The 20,557-nt window shown below is 65.9% G+C and carries 17 protein-coding genes and 1 pseudogene; 13 read left to right on the top strand and 5 right to left on the bottom strand.

Annotated features, from left to right (window positions below):
- Positions 1-2 precede the first annotated feature (2 nt).
- The 7 genes from H926_RS0111045 (at position 3) to H926_RS0111015 (ending at position 7,191) form a co-directional block, all read left to right on the top strand.
- A complete protein-coding gene (locus tag H926_RS0111045; RefSeq protein ID WP_022676348.1) occupies positions 3-1,253 on the top strand; it encodes a PepSY domain-containing protein in 1,251 nt (416 codons plus the stop codon).
- A 93-nt stretch (positions 1,254-1,346) separates the two neighbouring features.
- Positions 1,347-2,543 carry a lycopene beta-cyclase CrtY gene (crtY, locus tag H926_RS32485; protein ID WP_022676347.1) on the top strand — a complete coding sequence of 399 codons (1,197 nt, stop codon included), beginning with the start codon at positions 1,347-1,349 and terminating at the stop codon, positions 2,541-2,543.
- Positions 2,544-4,022 (top strand): phytoene desaturase, encoded by a 1,479-nt coding sequence (locus H926_RS32480; RefSeq protein WP_022676346.1) that lies wholly within the window; start codon positions 2,544-2,546, stop codon positions 4,020-4,022.
- Positions 4,019-4,600, top strand: coding sequence for a TIGR00730 family Rossman fold protein (locus H926_RS0111030; RefSeq protein WP_022676345.1), 582 nt, complete (start codon positions 4,019-4,021; stop codon positions 4,598-4,600). The genes H926_RS32480 and H926_RS0111030 overlap by 4 nt, the downstream gene beginning before the upstream one ends.
- A gap of 4 nt (positions 4,601-4,604) precedes the next feature.
- Positions 4,605-5,588 carry a phytoene/squalene synthase family protein gene (locus H926_RS0111025; RefSeq protein WP_022676344.1) on the top strand — a complete coding sequence of 328 codons (984 nt, stop codon included), beginning with the start codon at positions 4,605-4,607 and terminating at the stop codon, positions 5,586-5,588.
- A gap of 29 nt (positions 5,589-5,617) precedes the next feature.
- Positions 5,618-6,448, top strand: a complete 831-nt coding sequence (locus H926_RS0111020) for a cytochrome b/b6 domain-containing protein (RefSeq protein ID WP_022676343.1) — start codon at positions 5,618-5,620, stop codon at positions 6,446-6,448.
- On the top strand, positions 6,445-7,191 hold the full coding sequence (locus tag H926_RS0111015) for a molybdopterin-binding protein (protein WP_022676342.1): 747 nt from the start codon (positions 6,445-6,447) through the stop codon (positions 7,189-7,191). Before H926_RS0111020 ends, H926_RS0111015 begins: the two co-directional genes overlap by 4 nt.
- Here the strand turns inward: H926_RS0111015 and H926_RS0111010 are convergent.
- The 3 genes from H926_RS0111010 to pgi all read right to left on the bottom strand — a co-directional run bounded on the left by H926_RS0111010 (position 7,188) and on the right by pgi (position 11,319).
- On the bottom strand, positions 7,188-8,213 hold the full coding sequence (locus H926_RS0111010) for an NAD-dependent epimerase/dehydratase family protein (protein WP_022676341.1): 1,026 nt from the start codon (positions 8,211-8,213) through the stop codon (positions 7,188-7,190). The two genes, H926_RS0111015 and H926_RS0111010, sit on opposite strands and share 4 nt — an antisense overlap.
- Before the next feature lie 100 nt (positions 8,214-8,313).
- The gene (gene gorA, locus H926_RS0111005) at positions 8,314-9,672 is read right to left on the bottom strand and encodes a glutathione-disulfide reductase (protein ID WP_022676340.1); all 1,359 of its coding nucleotides are present in this window, start codon (positions 9,670-9,672) and stop codon (positions 8,314-8,316) included.
- A 120-nt stretch (positions 9,673-9,792) separates the two neighbouring features.
- Complete coding sequence (gene pgi / locus H926_RS0111000; protein WP_022676339.1) at positions 9,793-11,319, bottom strand: glucose-6-phosphate isomerase; 1,527 nt, start codon at positions 11,317-11,319, stop codon at positions 9,793-9,795.
- Positions 11,320-11,491: 172 nt separating this feature from the next.
- On the opposite strand from pgi, the gene lepB reads away from it, so the two are divergent.
- From lepB to H926_RS0110970, 6 genes are all read left to right on the top strand, one after another.
- Positions 11,492-12,373, top strand: coding sequence for a signal peptidase I (gene lepB, locus H926_RS0110995; protein WP_028657872.1), 882 nt, complete (start codon positions 11,492-11,494; stop codon positions 12,371-12,373).
- A complete protein-coding gene (gene rnc / locus H926_RS0110990; RefSeq protein ID WP_022676337.1) occupies positions 12,322-13,047 on the top strand; it encodes a ribonuclease III in 726 nt (241 codons plus the stop codon). Before lepB ends, rnc begins: the two co-directional genes overlap by 52 nt.
- A gap of 109 nt (positions 13,048-13,156) precedes the next feature.
- Entirely contained in the window at positions 13,157-14,101 is a 945-nt protein-coding gene (gene era / locus H926_RS0110985) for a GTPase Era (RefSeq protein WP_022676336.1), read from the top strand.
- A gap of 56 nt (positions 14,102-14,157) precedes the next feature.
- Complete coding sequence (locus tag H926_RS33235; protein WP_156306432.1) at positions 14,158-14,331, top strand: hypothetical protein; 174 nt, start codon at positions 14,158-14,160, stop codon at positions 14,329-14,331.
- A 24-nt stretch (positions 14,332-14,355) separates the two neighbouring features.
- Positions 14,356-15,810 (top strand): glycosyltransferase family 39 protein, encoded by a 1,455-nt coding sequence (locus H926_RS26960; protein ID WP_051146335.1) that lies wholly within the window; start codon positions 14,356-14,358, stop codon positions 15,808-15,810.
- Between the two features lie 162 nt (positions 15,811-15,972).
- A complete protein-coding gene (locus tag H926_RS0110970) occupies positions 15,973-17,520 on the top strand; it encodes a glycosyltransferase family 39 protein (protein ID WP_022676335.1) in 1,548 nt (515 codons plus the stop codon).
- Between the two features lie 40 nt (positions 17,521-17,560).
- Here H926_RS0110970 and topA read toward each other — a convergent pair whose 3' ends face one another.
- Positions 17,561-20,179 (bottom strand): type I DNA topoisomerase, encoded by a 2,619-nt coding sequence (gene topA / locus H926_RS0110965; protein ID WP_022676334.1) that lies wholly within the window; start codon positions 20,177-20,179, stop codon positions 17,561-17,563.
- A 116-nt stretch (positions 20,180-20,295) separates the two neighbouring features.
- Positions 20,296-20,557, bottom strand: a pseudogene (locus H926_RS33230) (DNA-protecting protein DprA); the annotation flags it as partial.

Raw genomic sequence — 20,557 nt, 5'->3', positions numbered from 1 at the left:
TCATGGCGCTTCCCGGCCGTCCGTTCTGGGTGATCGTCCATCGCTGGGCGGGGCTGACTCTTGCCCTGTTCCTGGCGGTGGCGGGGCTCACCGGATCGCTGCTGCCGTGGTTCGAGGAACTCGACGCGGCCACGGCGCCAGCGATGCAGAACGCCGCCCCGCCCCGCCCTGGCATGGCAGCGCTTGATCCGCTGGCGGTGCGCGCCGGGCTGCTTGCGCGCCATCCCGCAGCGCGGGTCGATTTCGTCTACCTCACCCGCCTGCCCGGCCGGGCCGATCGGCTTTATACCACCTGGCCCGACCCCAGGACCGGCCTGGAACGGCGCGATCGGCCGGATTGGGATGATGTCTTTCTCAATCCCTGGACCGGCGCCGAGCAGGGCCATCGCCGCAATGGGGACGTGCGCCAGGGCATCAAGAACCTGATGCCGTTCCTCTATCGCCTGCACTATTCTCTGGCGCTGGGCCCATGGGGCCTGTTCGCCATGGGCGTGGCAGCGCTGGTCTGGACGGCGGATTGCTTTGTCGGGTTCTATCTCACCCTGCCGCCCGGCGCGTTGGGCAAAGGCGGCCTGTGGCGTCGCTGGCGGCCCAGTTGGAAAGTGCGCCGGCCCACCAGCAGCTACAAGCTGACATTCGACCTGCACCGCGCCGGTGGGCTGTGGCTCTGGCCGATCCTGCTGGTCTTTGCGCTGTCCAGCGTCTCGTTCAACCTGCCCCAGGTCTATCGCCCGGTGCTTGGCCTGCTGGGCGGGCAGGATGACGAGGCCCTGCTGGAAGCGTCTGCCCTGCCCAGCCCGCGCTGGAACCCCGCGCTCGATTTCCCCGCCGCCGCGCGACACGGGGCGGCACTGGCGCAGCAAGAGACAGCGCGGCGCGGGCTGTCCTTGCGCCCGGATGGGCGGGCCTGGCTATGGTACATTCCGGCAACCGGGCTCTACGTCTATGGCGTCAAGTCTTCGGCCGACATCACACAGGAAGGCGGCGGCACGCGGATCGCGTTTGACGGCAACAGCGGCGAACTGCGTCACGTTTCCGTGCCAACCGGAGCCCAGGGCGCGACAACGTTCACCACCTGGGTTGTCGCGCTGCACATGGCGCATGTCGGTGGGCTGGCATGGCGCATTACCGTTAGCGTGATCGGCCTTGGCATCACGGTGTTGTCGGTCACCGGCGTGTTGATCTGGCTGCGCAAGCGTTCAGCCCGCGCCGGCCGCCGCTTCAAGGCTGCGGCCCGGCCGGCTCCGGCATGACATCAACACTTCGCCGCGGAAAAGCGCCGTGCATTGCTGACAGGCCCTTAGGGGCGGTTGCATGGTCGCGCCGCCTGGCCTAACGCCATGGCAATGAGCATACGCCATGCCGACATCGCGATCCTGGGCGGGGGCCTTGCCGGGGGATTGATCGCGCTCGCCCTGCGCAAAGCCCGCCCGGATTGCACCCTGTTGCTTGTCGAACAGGACCATGTGCTGGGCGGCAACCACGTGTGGTCCTTCTTCGGATCAGACGTGGGCAAGGCCGGGCGCGAGTTGCTGGCGCCGATGGTCGATGGCGCCTGGTCGGGCTATTCCGTGCGTTTCCCGCAGTATCGTCGCGATCTCTCGACCAGCTATTATTCGATGACCTCGGCCCGCTTTGACGCGACGATCCGCGCTGCCTTGCCGGCTGACGCGATCGTCACCGGCGCACGCGTGCTCGCCGCCGGCACCGGCGCGGTGACCCTGGCCGATGGCACCCGGATCGAAGCCGGCGCAGTGGTCGATGCGCGCGGCATCCGCCTGCAGGGGCAGCTTTCGGGCGGCTGGCAGAAATTCCTCGGTCAGCGGGTCAAGCTGGCGCAGCCCCATGGCCTGATCAAGCCGATCGTCATGGATGCCACGGTCGAACAGGTCGATGGCTATCGCTTTGTCTATTGCCTGCCGTTTGGCGATGACGAGATCTTCATCGAAGACACCTATTACGCTGACAGCCCGGCGATCGATCACCCTGCCCTTGCCGCCCGCATCGCCGACTATGCCCGCAGCCAGGGCTGGTCGATCGTAGAGGTGTTGCACGAGGAACAGGGCGTGCTGCCGGTGGTTTCCGCCGGCGATTGGGACGCGTTCTGGCGCTCGTCTGGTGGCCAGATCGCCCGCGCCGGTACGCGCGCCGGACTGTTCCATCCTGTGACCAGCTATTCTGTGCCCGAAGCGGTGCGTTTTGCCCTGGCCCTGGCGCAGCAGCCCGATCTGACGCACGAAGCCTTGGCCGGTTTCAGCGAACGTTGGGCCAAGCGCCACTGGCAGCGCAACAGCTTTGGCCGCCTGCTGTCGGCCATGCTGTTCCAGGCAGCAGAGCCGTTGGCACGCTATCGCATGATGGAACATTTCTATCGGCTGGATACCCTGCTGATCGAACGCTTTTATGCCGGACGCAGCAGCTTGCTAGATCGCGCCCGGATTTTTGTGGGGCGGCCCCCGGTACCGATTTCGCGCGCCCTGGCGGTGCTCGCCGGATCGGGCGCCCGGCCGCGGCCTCTCACTTTGGCAGGGATGCGCAAGTAAATGAAAAGAGCATGCGTCATCGGCGCCGGTTTTGGCGGCTTGGCCCTGGCTATCCGCCTGCAGTCTGGCGGCATCCAGACCACCCTGATCGAAGCGCGCGACAAGCCGGGCGGCCGCGCCTATCACTGGCAGCGTGATGGCTTTACCTTTGATGCCGGACCCACGGTGATCACCGATCCGGCCTGCCTGGAAGAGCTGTGGGGCCTGAGCGGGCACAAGCTGTCGGAAGATGTCGAGCTGATGCCGGTCATGCCGTTCTATCGGCTGAACTGGCCAGATGGCACGAACTTCGATTATTCCAACGATGAATCCAGCCTGCGCGCCGAGATCGCCAAGATTTCGCCGCGTGACGTGGCCGGCTACGAAGAGTTCCTGGGCTATTCCGCCGGTGTCTTCGAAGAAGGCTATGTCAAGCTTGGCGCGGTGCCGTTCCTGGATTTTGCCAGCATGATCAAGGCTGCGCCGGCCCTGGCCAAGTACCAGGCCTGGCGCTCGGTCTATTCGATAGTGTCAAAGTTCATCGAAAGCGAAAAGCTGCGCGAGGCGTTCAGCTTTCACACGCTGCTGGTCGGTGGCAACCCGATGAACACCAGCGCGATCTATGCCCTCATCCACAAGCTGGAAAAGGATGGCGGCGTGTGGTGGGCCAAGGGCGGCACCAACCGCCTGATCGCCGGCATGCTCACCCATTTCCAGCGCATCGGCGGCGAAGTGCGCATGGGCGATCCGGTGGTGCGGATCGAAACGCTGGGCAACCGCGTGACCGGCGTACACACCGCCAGTGGCTGGCACGGCAATTTCGATGCCGTCGCGTCCAACGGCGATATCATGCACACCTATCGCGATCTGCTGGGCGACAGCGCCACGGGCAAGAAGCGGTCGCGCGCGCTCAAGCGCAAGAAGTTCTCGCCCAGCCTGTTCGTGGTGCACTTCGGCATCGAGGGCACGTGGCCGGGCATCCCGCACCACATGATCCTGTTCGGCCCGCGCTATAAGGGCCTGCTCGACGATATCTATCAGCACGGGGTGCTGCCGCAGGATTTCTCGATCTATCTGCACCATCCCACCGTGACCGATCCGTCCGTCGCGCCCGAGGGGATGAGCACGTTCTATGCCCTGGTCCCTGTCGCCAACATGGGCAAGCTGCCGGTGGACTGGGCCGAAGTTGGGCCGTTGCTGGAAAAACGCATCCTCGATGAAGTGGGCCGCCGCCTGATCCCGGATATCCACAGCCGCATCGTCACCAAGTTCCACTATGCGCCCACCGATTTCGCGGCCGATCTTTCAGCTTATCAGGGTGCCGCGTTCAGCCTAGAGCCGTTGCTCACGCAAAGCGCGTGGTTCCGCGCGCACAACCGTGATGACGATATCGCCAACTTCTATCTGGTGGGTGCCGGCACCCATCCAGGCGCCGGCATCCCCGGCGTGGTGGGCAGCGCCAAGGCCACGGCGAGGCTGATGCTGGAGGACCTGCAGTGAAGCGTATTGCCGTCTATTGTGGATCGGCCAGCCCGGCCGACCCGCGCTATGTCGCGCTGGCCGCCGATGTCGGCCGGCAGCTGGCCGAACGCGGCATCGGCGTGGTCTATGGCGGGGGCCGCCTGGGCCTGATGGGCGCCGTGGCAGATGGCGCGCTGGCCGCTGGGGGCGAAGTGATCGGGGTGATCCCCCAGGCGCTGGTCGGCGCCGAAGTGGCGCACCACGGCCTGACCCGGCTTGACGTGGTGCCCGGCATGCATGCGCGCAAGCAGGCTTTCGTCGATCTGGCCGATGGTTTCCTCACCCTGCCCGGCGGGGTCGGCACGATGGACGAGCTGTGGGAAGCGATCAGCTGGGCGCAGCTTGGCTATCATGCCAAGCCGGTGGGCGTGCTCAACGCGTTCGGGTTCTATGATCACCTGCTGGCGTTCAACCGCCACATGATCGAAGTGGGCTTCATCCGCCCGGTTCACGCCGGAATCATGGTCGCCGAGCACGAGCTTGACCTGCTGCTGCAGCGCATGGCCGCGCACGAGCCGCACCGCCCGATCATCGCGATGCAGGCCTCGGACCTCTGATCCCATGACGCCGGCTGTTCCCGATCGCGCCGCGCTGGTGGCTGCCGCGCGCGACACGATCCGGCGCGGCTCGAAAAGCTTTGCCGCCGCCTCCACCCTGTTCGACCGCATCACCCGCGAACGGGTCTGGCTGCTCTATGCCTGGTGTCGGGCGTGCGACGATATCGTCGATGCGCAGGACATGGGCGGCGCGCTGGGCGATCAATCCGGCGCGGCCGAACGGCTGGCGCTGGTCCGTGATCTGACGGCACGGGCCATGGCGGGCGAGGCCACCGGCAATCGCGCGTTCGATGCGCTGGGCCTGGTCGCGCGCGAGACCGGCCTCACCATGGCCATGGCCGAGGCGGTGATCGACGGATTCGCCCTCGATGCCGCCGATTGGCAGCCGCGCACCGAAGCAGATCTCATGCGCTATTGCTGGCATGTGGCGGGCGCGGTGGGCGTGATGATGGCGGTGGTCATGGGGGTTTCGCCCGATGACGATGACACGCTTGATCGCGCGGCGGACCTGGGTCTCGCGTTCCAGCTGGCCAATATTGCCCGCGACCTGGCCGAAGACGATGCCGCCGGTCGTTGCTATCTGCCGGCCGAATGGCTGGCCGAGGTTGACCTGCCGCCCCCGGGCGAGCAGCTCAAGCCGCAGTACCGCGCCACGCTGGCCATCCTGGCCCAGCGGATGTGCGCCATGGCCCAAGCCCACGAATGCTCTGCCCGGATCGGTGCCGGCCGGCTGCAACCGCGCCAGCGCTGGGCGATCCTGGCCGCCGCCGGCATCTATGGCGACATTGCCCGCAAGGTGGCCGCGCGTGGCGATCGCGCCTGGCACAGCCGCACCGTGGTGTCGGGCAAGGCCAAGCTGGCGTGGATTTTCCGCGCCGGATGGCAGGCGCTGCGCCCGGTGCCGCCGACATGCCGAGAGCGCGCGCTGGCCCGCCGCCACAGCCGGCAAAGCCTGATCGCGCTGGCGCAGGCCCGCCCCTGGGGTTGAAGCCTCGCGCGTCATTCATCGATCAGGGGATGACCCCGGCCGCGATTCAGGGCATGGTATCGGGCATGGAGCGATCCCCTCTTGTCCTGCGCATTCGCTGGCCCGTGCGGCTGTGGCACTGGATCAACGCGCTGACCGTGTTCATCATGCTGATGAGCGGGATGATGATCTTCAATGCCCATCCGCGGCTCTATTGGGGCAAGTTCGGCGCCAACTTCGACAAGGCCTGGCTGGAAATCGGCAACCATGGCGCGCGCGGTTTTCTCGCGCTGGGCGGCCATGAATGGCCCACCACCGGCGTGATCGGCTATGCCCAGGATACCGCGCTGGCGTTTCCGCCCCTGGTAACGCTGCCCACGCATTACAACCTGTCGCTGGCGCGCGGATGGCATTTCCTGGGCGCGTGGATGCTGGTGATCAGTCTGCTGGGCTTCCTCGCCTATGCGCTGCTTTCCGGCCATTTGCGCCGCGATCTTGGCCTTTCGCGGGAAGAGCGGCGGCCACGGGCGCTGCTGCACGACGTTACCGAGCATCTGCGCCTGCGCCTGCCGCGCGGAGAGGCGGCGCGGCATTACAACCCCTTGCAGAAGATCGCCTATCTTTCGGTGCTGCTGGGCGTCTTGCCGCTGATCATCGCCACGGGTCTGGCCATGTCGCCGACGATGAACGCTGCGTGCCCATGGCTGCTGACGCTGCTGGGTGGCCGACAGTCTGCCCGGTCGATCCATTTCCTCTGCGCGCTGGCGATGGCGCTGTTCATTGCCGTGCACCTCGCCATGGTGGTGCTGGCCGGGCCATTCAACGAGTTGCGCGCGATGATTACCGGCTGGTATCGCCTGCCACCGGAGCGCCAGCCATGAGCGGGTTTTCGCGGCGCGGCCTGCTGGTCGGATCGGGTGGGCTGCTGCTGTCGGGGTGCGATCGCATCACCACCTCGCCCACGGCCAGGTCGCTGCTGTCGCTGGGCGAAAAGGCCAGCCGCAGCGCACAGCGGCTGGTCGCCGGCAATGCCCTGGCGCCGGAGTTTTCCGCAGCCGATATCTCCCCGGTGTTTCGCGTCAACGGCAATACCCGGCCCACCGCCGCAGCCTATCTTGCGCAGGTCGAACGCGGCTTTGCCGATTGGCGACTGACGGTTGATGGCCTGGTGGCCAAGCCGATGGCGATGAGCCTGGCACAGCTGCGCGCCCTGCCGCAGCGCACCCAGATCACCCGCCACGATTGCGTAGAGGGCTGGAGCGCCATCGCGCAATGGACCGGCGTTCCGCTCGCCCTGCTGCTGCACGGTGCCGGCGCCCTGCCTCAGGCGCGCTATGCCGTGTTCCACTGTGCCGACGATTTCTCGGGCAAGCCCTATTACGAATCGATCGACCTGGCCGAGGCGCTGCATCCCCAGACGATCCTGGCCCACACCATGAACGGGCAGCCGCTCTCGGTCGGCCATGGCGCCCCCCTGCGCCTGCGGGTCGAACGCCAGCTAGGCTACAAGCAGGCCAAGTATGTGATGCGGGTGGAACTTGTCGCCAGCCTTACCGGCCTTTACGGCGGCAAGGGCGGATACTGGGAAGACCATTCCGGCTATCAGTGGTGGGCGGGAATCTAGGCCGCCACCACCCGCGTTTCGATCAGGCTTTGCGCGCAATCGGCGATCGTCTGCTCCACCGGCCGCGTGGCCCAGCCCAGGCGGCTGAGCGCGTGGCCGGCATCGGTATCGCGCACGTTGCCCAGTTCCCCGGTCACCTGGCGCACCATCGGATTGACCAGTGCCAGGGCGTGCACCATCCAGTCGGGCACATGGCGCAGCGGCACGCGCCGGGCCTGCTGGCCCAGTTGCTGGCGCAGGATGCGGGCAATGTCGATCATCTTGAGGAACGGGCCAGACGCGATGAAGCGTTCGCCATCGATCCCCGGCTCGGTCAGCGCGCGCACATGCAGCGCCGCCACGTCGCGCACGTCCACCACGCCAAAGCCAAGATCGGCGCAGCCCGGTACCGCACCCGCCAGCAATTGCCGCACCAGCTCGATCGAGGTGGAATAGTCCTCACCCCACACCGGCCCCAGCACGACCGATGGGTTGATCGAGACGAACTCCATGCCGCGCCCCTCGCGCGCGATCCATTCGCGCGCCGCGCGTTCGGCCAGGGTCTTTGACTTGGCATAGGCATGCACGCCCGGCCCGTCGGTATCGGTCCAGTCAGCCTCGGTAAAGCGACGGATGCCCTTGCCGTGGCCATAGACGATCGCCGCCACCGACGATGTCTGCACGAACCGTTCCACCCCGGCAGCACGGGCAAAGCGCAAGGCGCGCAATGCGCCTTCGCGCGCCGGGAGGATCAGATCGTCTTCCTGGCGCGGCGCCTGCACGGTGATCGGAGAGGCGACGTGGCAAACGTGGCTGCACCCGTCCATCGCCGCACGCCAGCCCTTGTCGTCCATCAGATCGGCTTTGAAAAACCGCAAGGTGGCATAGCTGCCGCCAAGCTGGGCACGCAGCTGCGCTTCGCGCGCAAGATCGCGCACCGTGGTGTTGACGGTCCATCCCTCGTCCAGCAACGCCCGGATGATATATCCGGCGATATAGCCCGATCCGCCCGTGACCAGCACGGTGCCGCCGATCTTGTCCATTGATTCCGCCCCCAGCCCTCTCCGCCTACAGCCTATCGTACCGGCGGCGCAGTTCAACGGGCATCTTTGGTTAATGCGGAATCCCGATGCGCCAAGTGGGTCAGCGCATCAGGACAAGTTCCTCGGCCATCGATGGATGCAGCGCCACGGTGGCATCGAAATCGGCCTTGGTCAGCCCGGCTTTCACCGCAATGGCAGCAGCCTGGAGCACTTCTGGTGCCTCCGGCCCGATCAGGTGCACGCCCAGCACCTTGTCGGTCTGCGCATCGACGACCAGCTTGTAAAGCCCGCGCTCGTGGCGGTGGGCGAAGATGTTCTTCATCGGGCGGAAGTCAGAGGTGAATACCTTGACGTTGCTGCCCAGCATCTCGCGGGCCTGCGCTTCGGTGAGGCCGACACTGGCCAGCGGCGGCTGCGAAAAGACCGCACTCGGGATGCAATCATAGGCCACGCGCGTGTCCTTGCCGCCAAATACGCGATCGGCAAAGGCGTGTCCTTCGCGAATGGCGATGGGCGTCAACTGCACGCGGTTGGTCACGTCACCCACGGCAAAGATGCTGGGGCACGAGGTTTGCGCGGTGTCGTCCACGCGGATCTCGCCATGTTCGCCAAGTTCGATGCCGGCGTTTTCCAGGCCCAGCCCGTCGGTCTTGGGCCGGCGCCCGGTGGCGACCAGCACGGCATCGGCGCCAAGCGGATCAGGCTGGCCCTTCATGTGCACGTTGAGGCAGCCGTTCTCGAGCCGCTCGACCCGCTCGATCCCGCAGTTGAACTTGTATTCGATGCCGCGCGCCATGGTGATCTGCAGCAACCGGTCGCGCAGCGACGCGTCATAGCCGCGCAGGATCGTCTCGCTGCGGTTGACCACCGTGACATGGCTACCCAGTGCATTGAAGATGCCGGCAAATTCCAGCGCGATATAGCCGGCCCCGGCAATCACCACGCGGCCTGGCAGGTTTTCCAGGCCGAACACCTCGTTGGACGTGATGCAATGCTCCGCCCCATCGAAATGCGGCATCACCGGCCAGGCGCCCACGGCCACCAGGATATACCTGGCGCTGATCTCGCGCCCGCTCGCCAGCTTGACGCTGTTGGGGCCGGTGATCGTGGCGCGTTCGAGGAAATGCTCGACCTTGTTGGAATTCAATGTGTTGGTATAGGCCGCGTTCAAACGGTCGACATCCTTGGCCACCGCGTTGCGCAGCGTCGGCCAGTCGAACGTCATCTTCTCGACGGTCCAGCCATAGTTGGCTGCGTCCTGCAGTTCCTCGGCGAAGTGTGAACCGTAGACCAAAAGCTTCTTGGGCACGCAGCCGCGGATCACGCAGGTGCCACCCACGCGGTATTCCTCGGCCACGGCCACCCGCGCGCCATAGCCGGCGGCGATGCGGCTGGCGCGCACCCCACCCGATCCTGCCCCGATCACGAACAGATCATAGTCGTAGGCGGGTTCGGTCATGGCACGGCTTTCTTGCTGCTGAATCGGAAACTGGCGCCGGATATGGCAACGATGCCCATCCGGCGCCAGCCCTGGCGTAGCGATTATCTGCGCCGTTTATTCAATTAGGCAGGCTAACGTTCATTCCACGCCGATGCCGGCTTCGGCCAGCAGTGCTTCGGTGCTGGGATCAAAGCCTTCGCCGCCACCGGCATCGATCTTCTTGGCAATCGCCTTGCCCAGTTCCACACCGAACTGGTCGAACGGGTTGATCCCCAGCAGCATCGCCGAAACGAACACGCGGTGTTCGTGGAAGGCGATCAGCGCGCCCAGCGTGGCAGCGTTGAGTTCGTCGCACAGGATCGTTGCCGAAGGCCGGTTGCCCGGATAGGCGCGCGCGCCATCCTCGCTCGCCTGGCCCGCCATCAGCGCGGCGCCCTGGGCAAAGCAGTTGGACAGCAGGATCTTGTGATGGACCGGATCAAGATCATGGCCCGGCACCTTCACGGCCAGGAAATCCACCGGGATCAGGTGGGTGCCCTGGTGCAGCAGCTGGAACACGGCATGCTGCGCATCGGTGCCCACGCCACCCCAGGTGATCGGCGCGCTCGGGCGGGTCAGCGGCGTGCCATCGGCCAGCACGCGCTTGCCGTTCGATTCCATTTCCAGCTGCTGGAGATAGTCGGGCAGCAGCGCCAGGCGCTCGTCATAGGCAAAGACCGCGCGGGTCTGGCAGCCGCGCGCCTGGGTGTAGAACAGATCGGCAAAGGCCGCGCGCACCACCACGTTTTCACCGATCGCGGCATCGCGGAAATGTTCGTCGATCGCCTCGGCGCCCGCGAGGAACGCGGCAAAGGCTTCGTTGCCCAGGGCCAGCGCCACCGGGAATCCGATCGAGGACCATAGCGAATAGCGCCCACCCACGGTTTCGGAGAACGGCAGGATGCGGGTTTCGTCAACGCCCCATTCCACCGCCTTTTCCGGCGCGGCGGTCAGCGCGATGACGCGGCCATAAGGATCGGCCACGCCGCCTTCGCGCAGCCATTCCAGCGCGCTGTGGGCATTGGTCATGGTTTCGGTGGTGGTGAAGGTCTTGGACGCGACAGCGATCAGCGTGGTGGCCGGATCGCACTGCTTCATCGCTGCTTCCAGCGCGCAGCCATCAATGTTGGACACCACGTGCACGGCAACCTTGGCGTCTTCGCGGGCCAGCGCGTCGATCGCCAGCGCCGGGCCCAGGGCGGAACCACCGATGCCGATGTGGATAAGGCTCTTCACCTCGCCCAGCACGCCTTCGTGGATGGCTTCGACCAGCAGTGCCATGCGCGCGTGCAGGGCCTGGGCTTCTTCCACGCTGGCTTCGGCGCCCACGCCGCGCTGTGCGGTGTGTTCGGCGGCGCGGCCTTCGGTGTTGTTGATCTTGGCGCCAGACAGCAGTTCTTCACGCTTGCCGGCAAAATCGGTGGCCTGCGCCAGCTGGGCCAGGATCGCCTCGACGTCGGCCGAAAGATGGGTCTTGGACCAGTCAAAGCGAATCGGGCCACCGGGCAGGTCGAGCGTGGTGGCATAGCGCTCAAGACGGGCCGGATCGGCAAACAGCGCGGCGAGCGTTGGCACCTCCAGCGTCTCCAGTGCGTGCCACAGCGTGGCCTGGTCCTGTGCTGCCATTGTCTAACGTCCTTTTTCGCGGTTGCGGGATGCGCCTCTCATGCCCGCTTGCGCACAATCTTCCAAGCGGTGGCGTGGCTCGACGAACGGATCGTGCAAACGTATTTGCCTCGGGCTATGGCACGTGCATTCCTGCTTGACGGATGCCTTTGCCCTCCACATGACCCAGCCGATGAACGAAACGCCCGAACCCGCCAATCCTGCGGTGGAAACGCCTGTGCCGCCCGCGACCGCGCCAACTCCCGCGGGCGCGCCTGCCGCCCCGGCGAAAAAGCAGAAGAAGGAAGACAGCTTCCCGGTGTTCCTGGTGAAGCTGGTGCTGATCGTGGCGATCTTCCGCAGCTTCTTCTTCTCGCCTTTCAACATCCCGTCGGAATCGATGCTGCCCCGGCTGGAAAACGGCGATTATCTATTGGCGGCCAAGTGGCCCTACGGATTTTCCAAGTATTCCCTGCCGTTCAGCGTGCCGTTGCTGCCCAAGCGCATTTTCGCCAGCCAGCCCAACCGGGGTGACGTGGTGATCTTCAAGGCGCCCCCGGGCAACGATGTCGATTATATCAAGCGCGTGATCGGCGTTCCGGGCGATACCGTGCAGATGATCGGCGGCGTGCTTCACCTCAACGGCAAGGCCGTGCCCAAGGTGAAGGTGGCCGATTTCGTGATCAAGGTTTCGGCCAATACCGAGTGCATCTCGCCCGACTTTGCCGTGACCGAGGCCGATGGCACGCAGACCTGCCACTATCCGCAGTTCCAGGAAACCCTGCCCGGCGGCAAGACCTACAACGTGCTCGACCTGGGCTATCGCCCGCAGGACGATACGCCGCCCGTGGTCGTGCCTGAAGGCCGCCTGTTCCTGATGGGTGACAACCGCGACAACTCGATGGACAGCCGTTTCCCCGCGATCGAAGGCGGCGGCATCGGCCTGGTGCCGCAGGACAACCTGGTTGGCCGCGCCACGATCGTGATGTGGTCCACCGACGGTTCGGCCAACTGGTTCCTGCCGTGGACCTGGTTCACCGCGCTGCGCTGGAACCGGATCGGGGGCATGTTCTGAGCACGCCCCTTTCCCCCGAAACCGCCAAATTCCTGGCGGAACTGACCCAGGCGCCGGTTGCACAACCGGCGCTTTGGCATGAAGCGCTCACCCATGGTTCGCTGGGCGAGGCGCGCGATTACCAGCGCCTGGAATTCCTGGGCGATCGCGTGCTGGGGCTGGCCGTGGCCGAGTGGCTGCACGAGGCCAGCGATGCCGCCGAAGGCAAGCTGTCGCAGCGGCTCAACGCGCTGGTCAGCCGCGAAACCTGCGCCGATGTGGCCCGCGCATTGGGCGTGCCGGCGCATATCCGCCTGGGCAAGCAGGCCCGCGACGATGGCGGGTCCGATAGCGACAACATCCTGGGCGACGTGATGGAAGCGCTGATCGGCGCACTATTCCTGGAACGCGGCTTTCCCGCCGCGCGCGATTTCGTGCGCCGCTGCTGGGACAAGCCGATGCGCACCGGCGCCGGGCAGCGCAAACACCCCAAGGCCGCCTTGCAGGAATGGGCCGCCGGCAATCGCCGCAAGCCCCCGGTCTATAGCCTGGTCAGCCGCGATGGCCCCGATCATGCCGCGATCTTTACCGTAAGCGTAGAGGTCAAGGGCGTGGGCCTGGCGGAAGCCCGCGGATCGAGCAAGCAGGAGGCCGAAACGGCCGCTGCGCGCGATTTCCTCAAGCAGTTCGCCTGACAACGCGCACGACCGAGCGTCCATCCCCAATTCCGCCACTTTTTCCGGGCATTTTCCAGTGCCGCACCGGCCGCTTGTCGGCGGGCGCCATGAGGTTCATTCTGTTTCCATGATCGACACCACTTCCATTCCATCCGAATCCGGCCCCACTGAAACTGGCGGCGGGCAAACCTGCGGCCTGGTCGCGGTGCTCGGTGCTCCCAATGCGGGCAAGTCCACCCTGGTCAACGCGCTGGTCGGCCAGAAGGTCGCCATCGTTTCGGCCAAGGCGCAGACCACGCGCGCGCGGCTGATGGGCATTGCCCTGGAAGGCCAGGCGCAGATCATCCTGGCTGATACGCCGGGCCTGTTCGAACCCAAGCGCCGGCTCGACCGCGCGATGGTCAACGCCGCCTGGGAAGGCGCGAGCGAGGCCGACGCCATTCTGCTGGTGGTCGATGCGCGCAAGAAGAAGCGCGAATACCTCGAACCCATCCTCGCCTCGCTGGCCGGGCGGCCCGAGCGCAAGTTCCTGGTGCTCAACAAGGTTGATGCCAGCCCCAAGGAACCGCTGCTGGTCATGGCCGAGGCGCTGAGCGGCGAAGGCCAGTTCGACGAGGTGTTCTTCGTTTCGGCCCTGACCGGCGATGGCGTGCCCGAATTGAAGACGCGGCTGGCTGCCCTCATGCCGCCAGGGCCGTGGCACTATCCCGAAGATCAGGTCTCCGATGCCTCGGAACGCCTGCTCGCCGCGGAAATCACGCGTGAGCAGCTCTATCGCCAGTTGCACGACGAACTGCCCTATGACAGCGCGGTGCGTCCCGAAAGCTATCAGCACCGTCGCGACGGCTCGGTGGAAATCCATCAGCAGATCGTGATCGCGCGCGACAGCCAGCGCGGCATCGTGCTGGGCAAGGGCGGCGCCAAGCTCAAGGCGATCGGCGAGGCATCCAGAAAAGAGCTGGCCAACCTGCTTGGTGCGAAGGTTCACCTCTTCCTGCACGTTAAGGTGGAAGAGAACTGGGCCGATAGCCGCGAAATCTACGAGGAAATCGGTCTCGACTGGGTGAAGTAATGGCGCTTGACCCGCCGCCGGGGCTGGCGCAGCCTGCAAGGATGTGGACGGGACCGATGACCGCGTTTGACCAGACACCGCCGTACCTGACGGGCCTGGCCATCATGCCGGTTTTCGCCGCCGCGCCATGCGCAGACCGCGCCACCGTGCTCGATCCGGAACACCCGTGCGCGAGGGGCGTTGTCGCCGCGCCGGGTAAACTCCAGAACGCAGCTGCGGCCCTGCCCTGACCGGATCGGATCGGACTGTCGCGAATGCGCAATTTTGCCGTGTTTTTCCTGGTTGCCTTCGTGTTGCGCGCTCCGTGGCTGGGCGATCCACTGTTTCACGCAGACGAGCAGTTCTACCTGCTGATGGGCGACAGGCTGTGGCACGGGGTGATCCCCTACGTCGATCTGTGGGATCGCAAGCCGCTGGGCCTGTTCCTTATCTATGGCGCGGCGCGGGCCTTTCCCGGCAATGGAGTGCTGGCCTACCAGCTCATGGCGATCACCTCGGCCGCCGCCACGGCAGTGGTTCTGGCGCGCTGTGCCCGCCACCTGGCCGGGCCACGCGGCGCGCTGTTTGCCGGGCTTGCCTATCTCATCTACCTGATGGCGTTCAATTGCGGCATGGGCCAGGCCCCGGTCTTTTATGACCTGCCGATGATCGCGGCGGCATGGCTGGTGATCGGTGCCCTGGCCGATACGGCCGCGCCCACCATCGCCGGGCAGCGTTTTGGACTGATGGCGCGCGGCTGCATGGCGATGGCTCTGATCGGCATTGCCTTGCAGATCAAGACCAGCGTGGTGATCGAAGGCATCGGGTTTGGCCTCATGCTGCTGTGGGCCGGCTGGCGGCGCGGCTGGGGTTGGCCAAGGCTGGCCGGCGCCGGCGCAGCGTGGATTGCCCTGGCACTGCTGCCCACGGCACTGGTCTTTGCCGCCTATGCGGCAGATGGTGAAGCCCGCGCGTTCCTCATTGCCAATGTAGTGTCCATTCTTGGCCGCGGCCAGGATCTGGGTGAGGCCTCGTTCCGCCTGGCCAAGGTGGCGGCCGCGCTGATCCCGTTCTACGTGGCGCTGGCGATGGGCTGGCGGATCGCGCTGCCCCGCAGCGAAAGCGAAATCGTGCGGCGTGCGGTGCTGATGTGGCTGGGCCTGGCGATCGTCGGGTTCCTGGCGCCGGGCACCTGGTACGATCATTACGTCGCCCCTGCCCTGATGCCGCTGGCGATCCTGGCGGCCCCGGCCCTCGATGGCCGCTGCCGCCCCACCGGCTGGCTGCGCCGCGTGCTGTTCGTCGTGGGCCTTGGCGCGGGCCTGGGCGCAACGACGGTGCAGGCGCACCGCTTTGGCGACACCACCGACCTGGACGAGGCAGCCGCCGCCATTCGCCCCCATATCGACGCCAACCACTGCCTCTATGTCTACGAAGGCGACAGCGCCCTCTACAGCGCGACAAATTCGTGCCTGCCCACGCGCTTTGCCTTTCCCGCGCATCTTTCCACCCGGTTCGAGGAACATGCCCTGGGCATCGATCCCACCGCCGAAGTGGAACGCATCATGGCCAGCCGCCCGGGCGCGGTCGTGATCGACGCCGCGCCAAACCCCTATGGCGCCAACATGCAGACCCGCGCTGTCGTGCTCCAGGCGCTGGCGCAGCACTATCAGCGGATTCGCACTATCACGCTGGGCACGCGGTCATTCGCGCTGTTTGCCGCACGGTGACAGGCCGAAACAATTACGTGTCAGCATTGCGACAATAATAGCCCATCCGCATTAAACGCGACGCTGAACGTTATATTGAGATAATAACAACCACTGCGCTTGATAGCCAATTTCCGAAGCTTTAGCCTGTATAAATACAGCTGAAAATTTCGGAAATAAACGATGATCGATATCTCTGGCCCGTCCTTGATCGCATCGCGACCAGAATATCCTGTTTGGGCAAAATCAACGCTGCCTGCCAGGATCGAATACGCTCGTCTCTTTGCCGAGTATTTTGGCTTTGCCCTCGTCTTTCGACTGATGCTGCTGGGCAATCCGCTCGTCCACGTCGATGAAGAGTTCTATCTCTTCATGGCCGATCGCTGGGCGCATGGCGCGGTGCCTTTCATCGATATCTGGGACCGCAAGCCACTGGGCCTCTTTGCGCTCTATCGGCTGTTCGTGAGCCTGCCGGGCGATCCCGTGCTGGCTTATCAGGTATGCGGCATTGCCAGCACGGCGGCCGCGGCGCTGGTCGTGCGGCGCCTGGCGCTGGAGTTGGCCTCGCCGCGTGGCGCCTGGCTGGCAGGCCTGGTCTATCTCTGCGCCATGCCCGCGTTCAATTGCGCGCTGGGCCAATCGCCCGTGTTCTACAATCCGTTGGTGGCACTGGCGGCGCTGTTGCTGTTGCGCGCATGGCAACGCGCCGATGGCACCGATCTGCTGCGGCAAGGCGCAGTGATCATGCTGCTGATCGGCCTGGCGCTGCAGATCAAGTATGCCGCCGTGTTCGAGGGCCTGGCGATCGGCATCATGCTGCTGGCACTGGGCCGCAGGGTAGGCTGGCCCCTCCCCCGGCTGGCCGGCGCAGCAATGGTGTGGTGCGCCATCGCCCTGGCGCCAACCGTGCTGGTGCTGGGCAGCTATGCCGCGATCGACCAGGCGCACGCCTTCGTCTTCGCCAATTTCACCTCGGTGCTGGAACGCCTGCCCGATGGCGCGCCCAGCTGGCGCCGGTTGCTCAAGCTGTCGGCCGGCCTGTCGCCGTTCGTGCTGTGCATCGCGTTCGATCCCCTGCGCCGCGCCGGGTGGGATGATCAACGCCGCGCGCTCGCCTATCGCCTGCTAAGCCTGTGGGCCGGGGCAGCGGTGCTGGGCTTCCTGCTGTTCGGCACCTGGTATGATCACTATGCCGGGCCACTGGTGGCGCCGCTTGCCGTGCTGTCGGCCCCTGGCCTGGCGGCTGCGGCGCGCGCGGGGCAGCCGTGGCAGGCGCGGTGGAGTGGGCGCTTCCTGATCCTGGCGAGCGCGATCGGCGGCGTCGTGGTGATGGCTGGCGCGGTCCAGAACCACGGCACGGCGCAGCAATTTCAGCGCGCCACTGCAGTGATCCGCAGCGCCGTGAACCGCGGCTGCTATTTCCAGTTCGATGGCGTGCCGGCGCTCTATCGGGGCGTGGGCGCCTGCGTGCCGACGCGCTTTGCCTTCCCCAACCATCTCAACACCTGGACCGAAGGCCCGGCGATCGGCGCAGACCCGGCAACCGAAGTGCGCCGCATCATGGCCACCCGGCCCGACGTGGTACAGGTATCGGAAAGCGCGCCCGAAGACCTCTATCTGCCCAACCACACCACGCGCACGATCATGGCCCAGGCGCTGGCCCAAGGCTACATCCGCTTTGCCGAGATCACACTGGGGCAGGAACGCTACGCGCTTTATCGCCCCCGGTAGCGGGAGGGGCGGGCATGGTCGTGCCCGCCCCGGCACAGGGCTATTCCGCCGCGGCCTTCTTGCGCGCCGGGGCCTTTTTGGCAGCAGGCGCCTTCTTGGCCGCCGGTTCCTTCTTCGCCGCTGGTTCCTTCTTGGCAGCCGCCTTCTTGGGCGCGGCAGCCTTCTTGGCGGGTGCTTTCTTCTTGCCCTTGGCCGGGCCCTTCGCGGCGCGCTCGTCGATCAGCGCAATGGCCTCGGCGGGCGTCAGGCTTTCAGGCTGCTTGTCGCGCGGCAGCGTGGCGTTGGTGGTGCCATCGGTGACATAAGGACCATAACGCCCAGCCATCAGCTTGATTTCACCACCAGAGGTAGGGTGAGGACCGAAGGTCTTGAGCGGCTCGGCCGCCGTACGCGCGCCGCGTCCGCCCGCGCCACTGGCTGCCTCGGCCAGGCGCACCACCGCCGCGTTCATGCCAGTGTCAAACACTTCGGCCGTGGATTTGAGGCGGGCATACTTGCCGTCATGCGCCAGATAGGGGCCATAGCGCCCGATCGCGGCCGTAATCGGCTTGCCGCTTTCGGGATGCACGCCCACTTCGCGCGGCAGGCTGAGCAGCTTGAGCGCCCATTCCAGATCCAGCTCGGGAATGTCCTTGGGGATCGAGGCGCGCTTGGCCTCCTTGCCCTCACCCAACTGGATATAGGGACCGAACCGGCCAGTGCGGCGCGTCACTTCAAGCCCGGTGTCGGGATCCTTGCCCAGCCCGGTTTCTTCGCCGTCACCACCCTCGCCATTGCCGCCCGGCTGGGCAAACTTGCGGGTGAACTTGCACTCGGGATAGTTGGAGCAGGCGATGAACGCGCCGAAACGGCCACCGCGCAGCGAGAGCCGCCCAGCGCCACACTTGGGGCATTCGCGCGGATCGTGCCCATCAGCACGCGGCGGAAAGAGATAGTCTTCCAGGAACACGTCCAGCTCGGCGGTAACCTCGCTGGGCTTCTTCTCCATGACCTCGTCGGACTTGGGTTTGAAGTCGCGCCAGAATTCGGCCAGCACCTGCTTCCACGCGGCGCGGCCACCGGAAACATCGTCCAGTTCGTCTTCCATGCCGGCGGTGAATTCGTAGGCGACATAGCGCTCGAAGAACCGTTCGAGGAACGCGGTGAGCATGCGCCCGCTTTCCTCGGCAAAGAACCGGTTCTTCTCGGTCCGCACATAGTTGCGGTCCTTGAGAACCTGCAGCGTGGCGGCATACGTCGACGGGCGGCCGATGCCCAGCTCTTCCAGCCGCTTGACCAGGCTGGCTTCGGAATAGCGCGGCGGCGGCTGGGTGAAGTGCTGCGTGGCGTCAACGCCGTGCTTGACCGGGCAATCGCCCTTGTTGAGCATCGGCAGCAGGTTGCCGTCCTCGTCGTCGCCGTCGGCCTTCTGGTCGCGGCCTTCTTCATAGACGGCCAGGAACCCGGGGAACTTGATCACCTGGCCGGTGGCGCGCAGCTCGTGGCGGCCGGTGCCTTCGCGCAGCGTCACCGTGGTGCGCTCGATCGCGGCAGAGGCCATCTGGCTGGCCAGCGCGCGCTTCCAGATCAGGTCGTAAAGCCGCGCCTCGTCACCGCTGCCATAGTGATCGCGGGTGAAATCGGTGGGCCGGATCGCCTCGTGCGCTTCCTGGGCGTTCTTGGCCTTGGTTTCATAGTGGCGCGGCTTTTCGGGCAGGAAGTGCCCGTTATAGCGGTCGGAGATCGCCCGGCGCGCCGCATCGATGGCGCTGGGGTCCATCTGCACGCCGTCGGTACGCATATAGGTGATGGCGCCCGCTTCATACAGCGTCTGCGCCACGCGCATGGTGTGGCTGGCCGAAAAGCCCAGCTTGCGCGCCGCTTCCTGTTGCAGGGTAGAGGTGGTGAACGGCGGCGAGGGATTGCGCCGCGTAGGCCGCACGTCCACCTCTTCGACGCGGAACGTGCCCGCTTCCACCGCGGCCTTGGCGGCCAGCGCGCTGCCTTCTTCGCCCAGCGACAGGCGGTCGAGCTTGTTGCCATCGAACTTGACGAGGCGCGCCACGAACGGCGTGCCATCGTGCTCCATCCGCGCGGCGACAGACCAGTATTCCTGCGCCTTGAACGTCTCGATCTCGCGCTCGCGCTCCACGATCAGGCGCAGCGCCACCGACTGCACGCGCCCGGCCGACTTGGCGCCGGGCAGTTTGCGCCACAGCACCGGCGAAAGGGTGAAGCCGAACAGGTAATCCAGCGCGCGGCGCGCCAGATAGGCATCGATCAGATCCTGGTCCAGCTCGCGCGGCGCCTTCATCGCCGAGGTTACCGCCGGCTTGGTGATGGCGTTGAACGTTACGCGCGAGACATTCTTGGGCAGCGCACGGCGCTTGGCCAGGAGTTCGCGCACGTGCCAGGAGATGGCCTCGCCTTCGCGATCAGGGTCAGTCGCCAGGATCAGGCCGTCGGCCTCCTTGGCGGCGTCGGTGATCGCCTTCACGCGCGATTGCTTGTCGCCGTACAGCTCCCAATCCATGGCAAAGTCTTCGTCCGGGCGCACGGACCCGTCCTTGACCGGCAGGTCGCGGATATGGCCGTAAGAGGCCAGGACCTTGTAGCCGGGGCCAAGGTACTTCTCGATGGTCTTGGCCTTGGCCGGGGATTCTACAATGACAAGCTGCATGGCGACTGGCAAAACGTCCTTACGCGTATACGTGCGTATGAGGGTGGGGGCGGTTGGACGGTGGCGTCAAGCCCCCGATTTTCAGCGACGGTTCAGGCGTGCGTTCAGGCAGGCGTTCAGGCAAGCGACACCCTCCCCCCGGCATGGCGCAGCAGGCGCCCGGCCAGTTCCAGTTCGATCAGCGCCAGTTGCACCGATCCGGCCGGCGCGCCGCTCAGCCGCACCAGTTCATCCACGCCAACCGGCGCGGTGCCGAGCAGCGCGACGATATCGGCCGGCGCATCGTCGGCCGGCGCGCTGTCGAGCGCCACGGGCGCGGCTGCTTCGTGAAACGTGGAGCGCGGCGTGCCGGTGAAGCTTTCGAGCAGTTCGATCACG

It is taken from the genome of Novosphingobium sp. B-7 (assembly GCF_000410615.1).
Lineage (GTDB): Bacteria > Pseudomonadota > Alphaproteobacteria > Sphingomonadales > Sphingomonadaceae > Novosphingobium > Novosphingobium capsulatum.
The sequence above is the reverse complement of the archived record's forward strand: the minus strand, read 5'-3'. Positions and strand labels throughout refer to the sequence as shown.

Bases quoted from the DNA above. Each gene is read 5' to 3' on its own strand.
- H926_RS26960 (WP_051146335.1), top strand. From the start codon at position 14,356: ATGCGCAATTTTGCCGTGTTTTTCCTGGTTGCCTTCGTGTTGCGCGCT.
- H926_RS0111045 (WP_022676348.1), top strand. From the start codon at position 3: ATGGCGCTTCCCGGCCGTCCGTTCTGGGTGATCGTCCATCGCTGGGCG.
- H926_RS0110970 (WP_022676335.1), top strand. From the start codon at position 15,973: ATGATCGATATCTCTGGCCCGTCCTTGATCGCATCGCGACCAGAATAT.
- H926_RS33235 (WP_156306432.1), top strand. From the start codon at position 14,158: ATGACCGCGTTTGACCAGACACCGCCGTACCTGACGGGCCTGGCCATC.
- crtY (WP_022676347.1), top strand. From the start codon at position 1,347: ATGAGCATACGCCATGCCGACATCGCGATCCTGGGCGGGGGCCTTGCC.
- H926_RS32480 (WP_022676346.1), top strand. From the start codon at position 2,544: ATGAAAAGAGCATGCGTCATCGGCGCCGGTTTTGGCGGCTTGGCCCTG.
- H926_RS0111015 (WP_022676342.1), top strand. From the start codon at position 6,445: ATGAGCGGGTTTTCGCGGCGCGGCCTGCTGGTCGGATCGGGTGGGCTG.
- H926_RS0111020 (WP_022676343.1), top strand. From the start codon at position 5,618: ATGACCCCGGCCGCGATTCAGGGCATGGTATCGGGCATGGAGCGATCC.
- gorA (WP_022676340.1), bottom strand. From the start codon at position 9,672: ATGACCGAACCCGCCTACGACTATGATCTGTTCGTGATCGGGGCAGGA.
- era (WP_022676336.1), top strand. From the start codon at position 13,157: ATGATCGACACCACTTCCATTCCATCCGAATCCGGCCCCACTGAAACT.
- topA (WP_022676334.1), bottom strand. From the start codon at position 20,179: ATGCAGCTTGTCATTGTAGAATCCCCGGCCAAGGCCAAGACCATCGAG.
- pgi (WP_022676339.1), bottom strand. From the start codon at position 11,319: ATGGCAGCACAGGACCAGGCCACGCTGTGGCACGCACTGGAGACGCTG.
- H926_RS0111010 (WP_022676341.1), bottom strand. From the start codon at position 8,213: ATGGACAAGATCGGCGGCACCGTGCTGGTCACGGGCGGATCGGGCTAT.
- H926_RS0111025 (WP_022676344.1), top strand. From the start codon at position 4,605: ATGACGCCGGCTGTTCCCGATCGCGCCGCGCTGGTGGCTGCCGCGCGC.
- lepB (WP_028657872.1), top strand. From the start codon at position 11,492: ATGAACGAAACGCCCGAACCCGCCAATCCTGCGGTGGAAACGCCTGTG.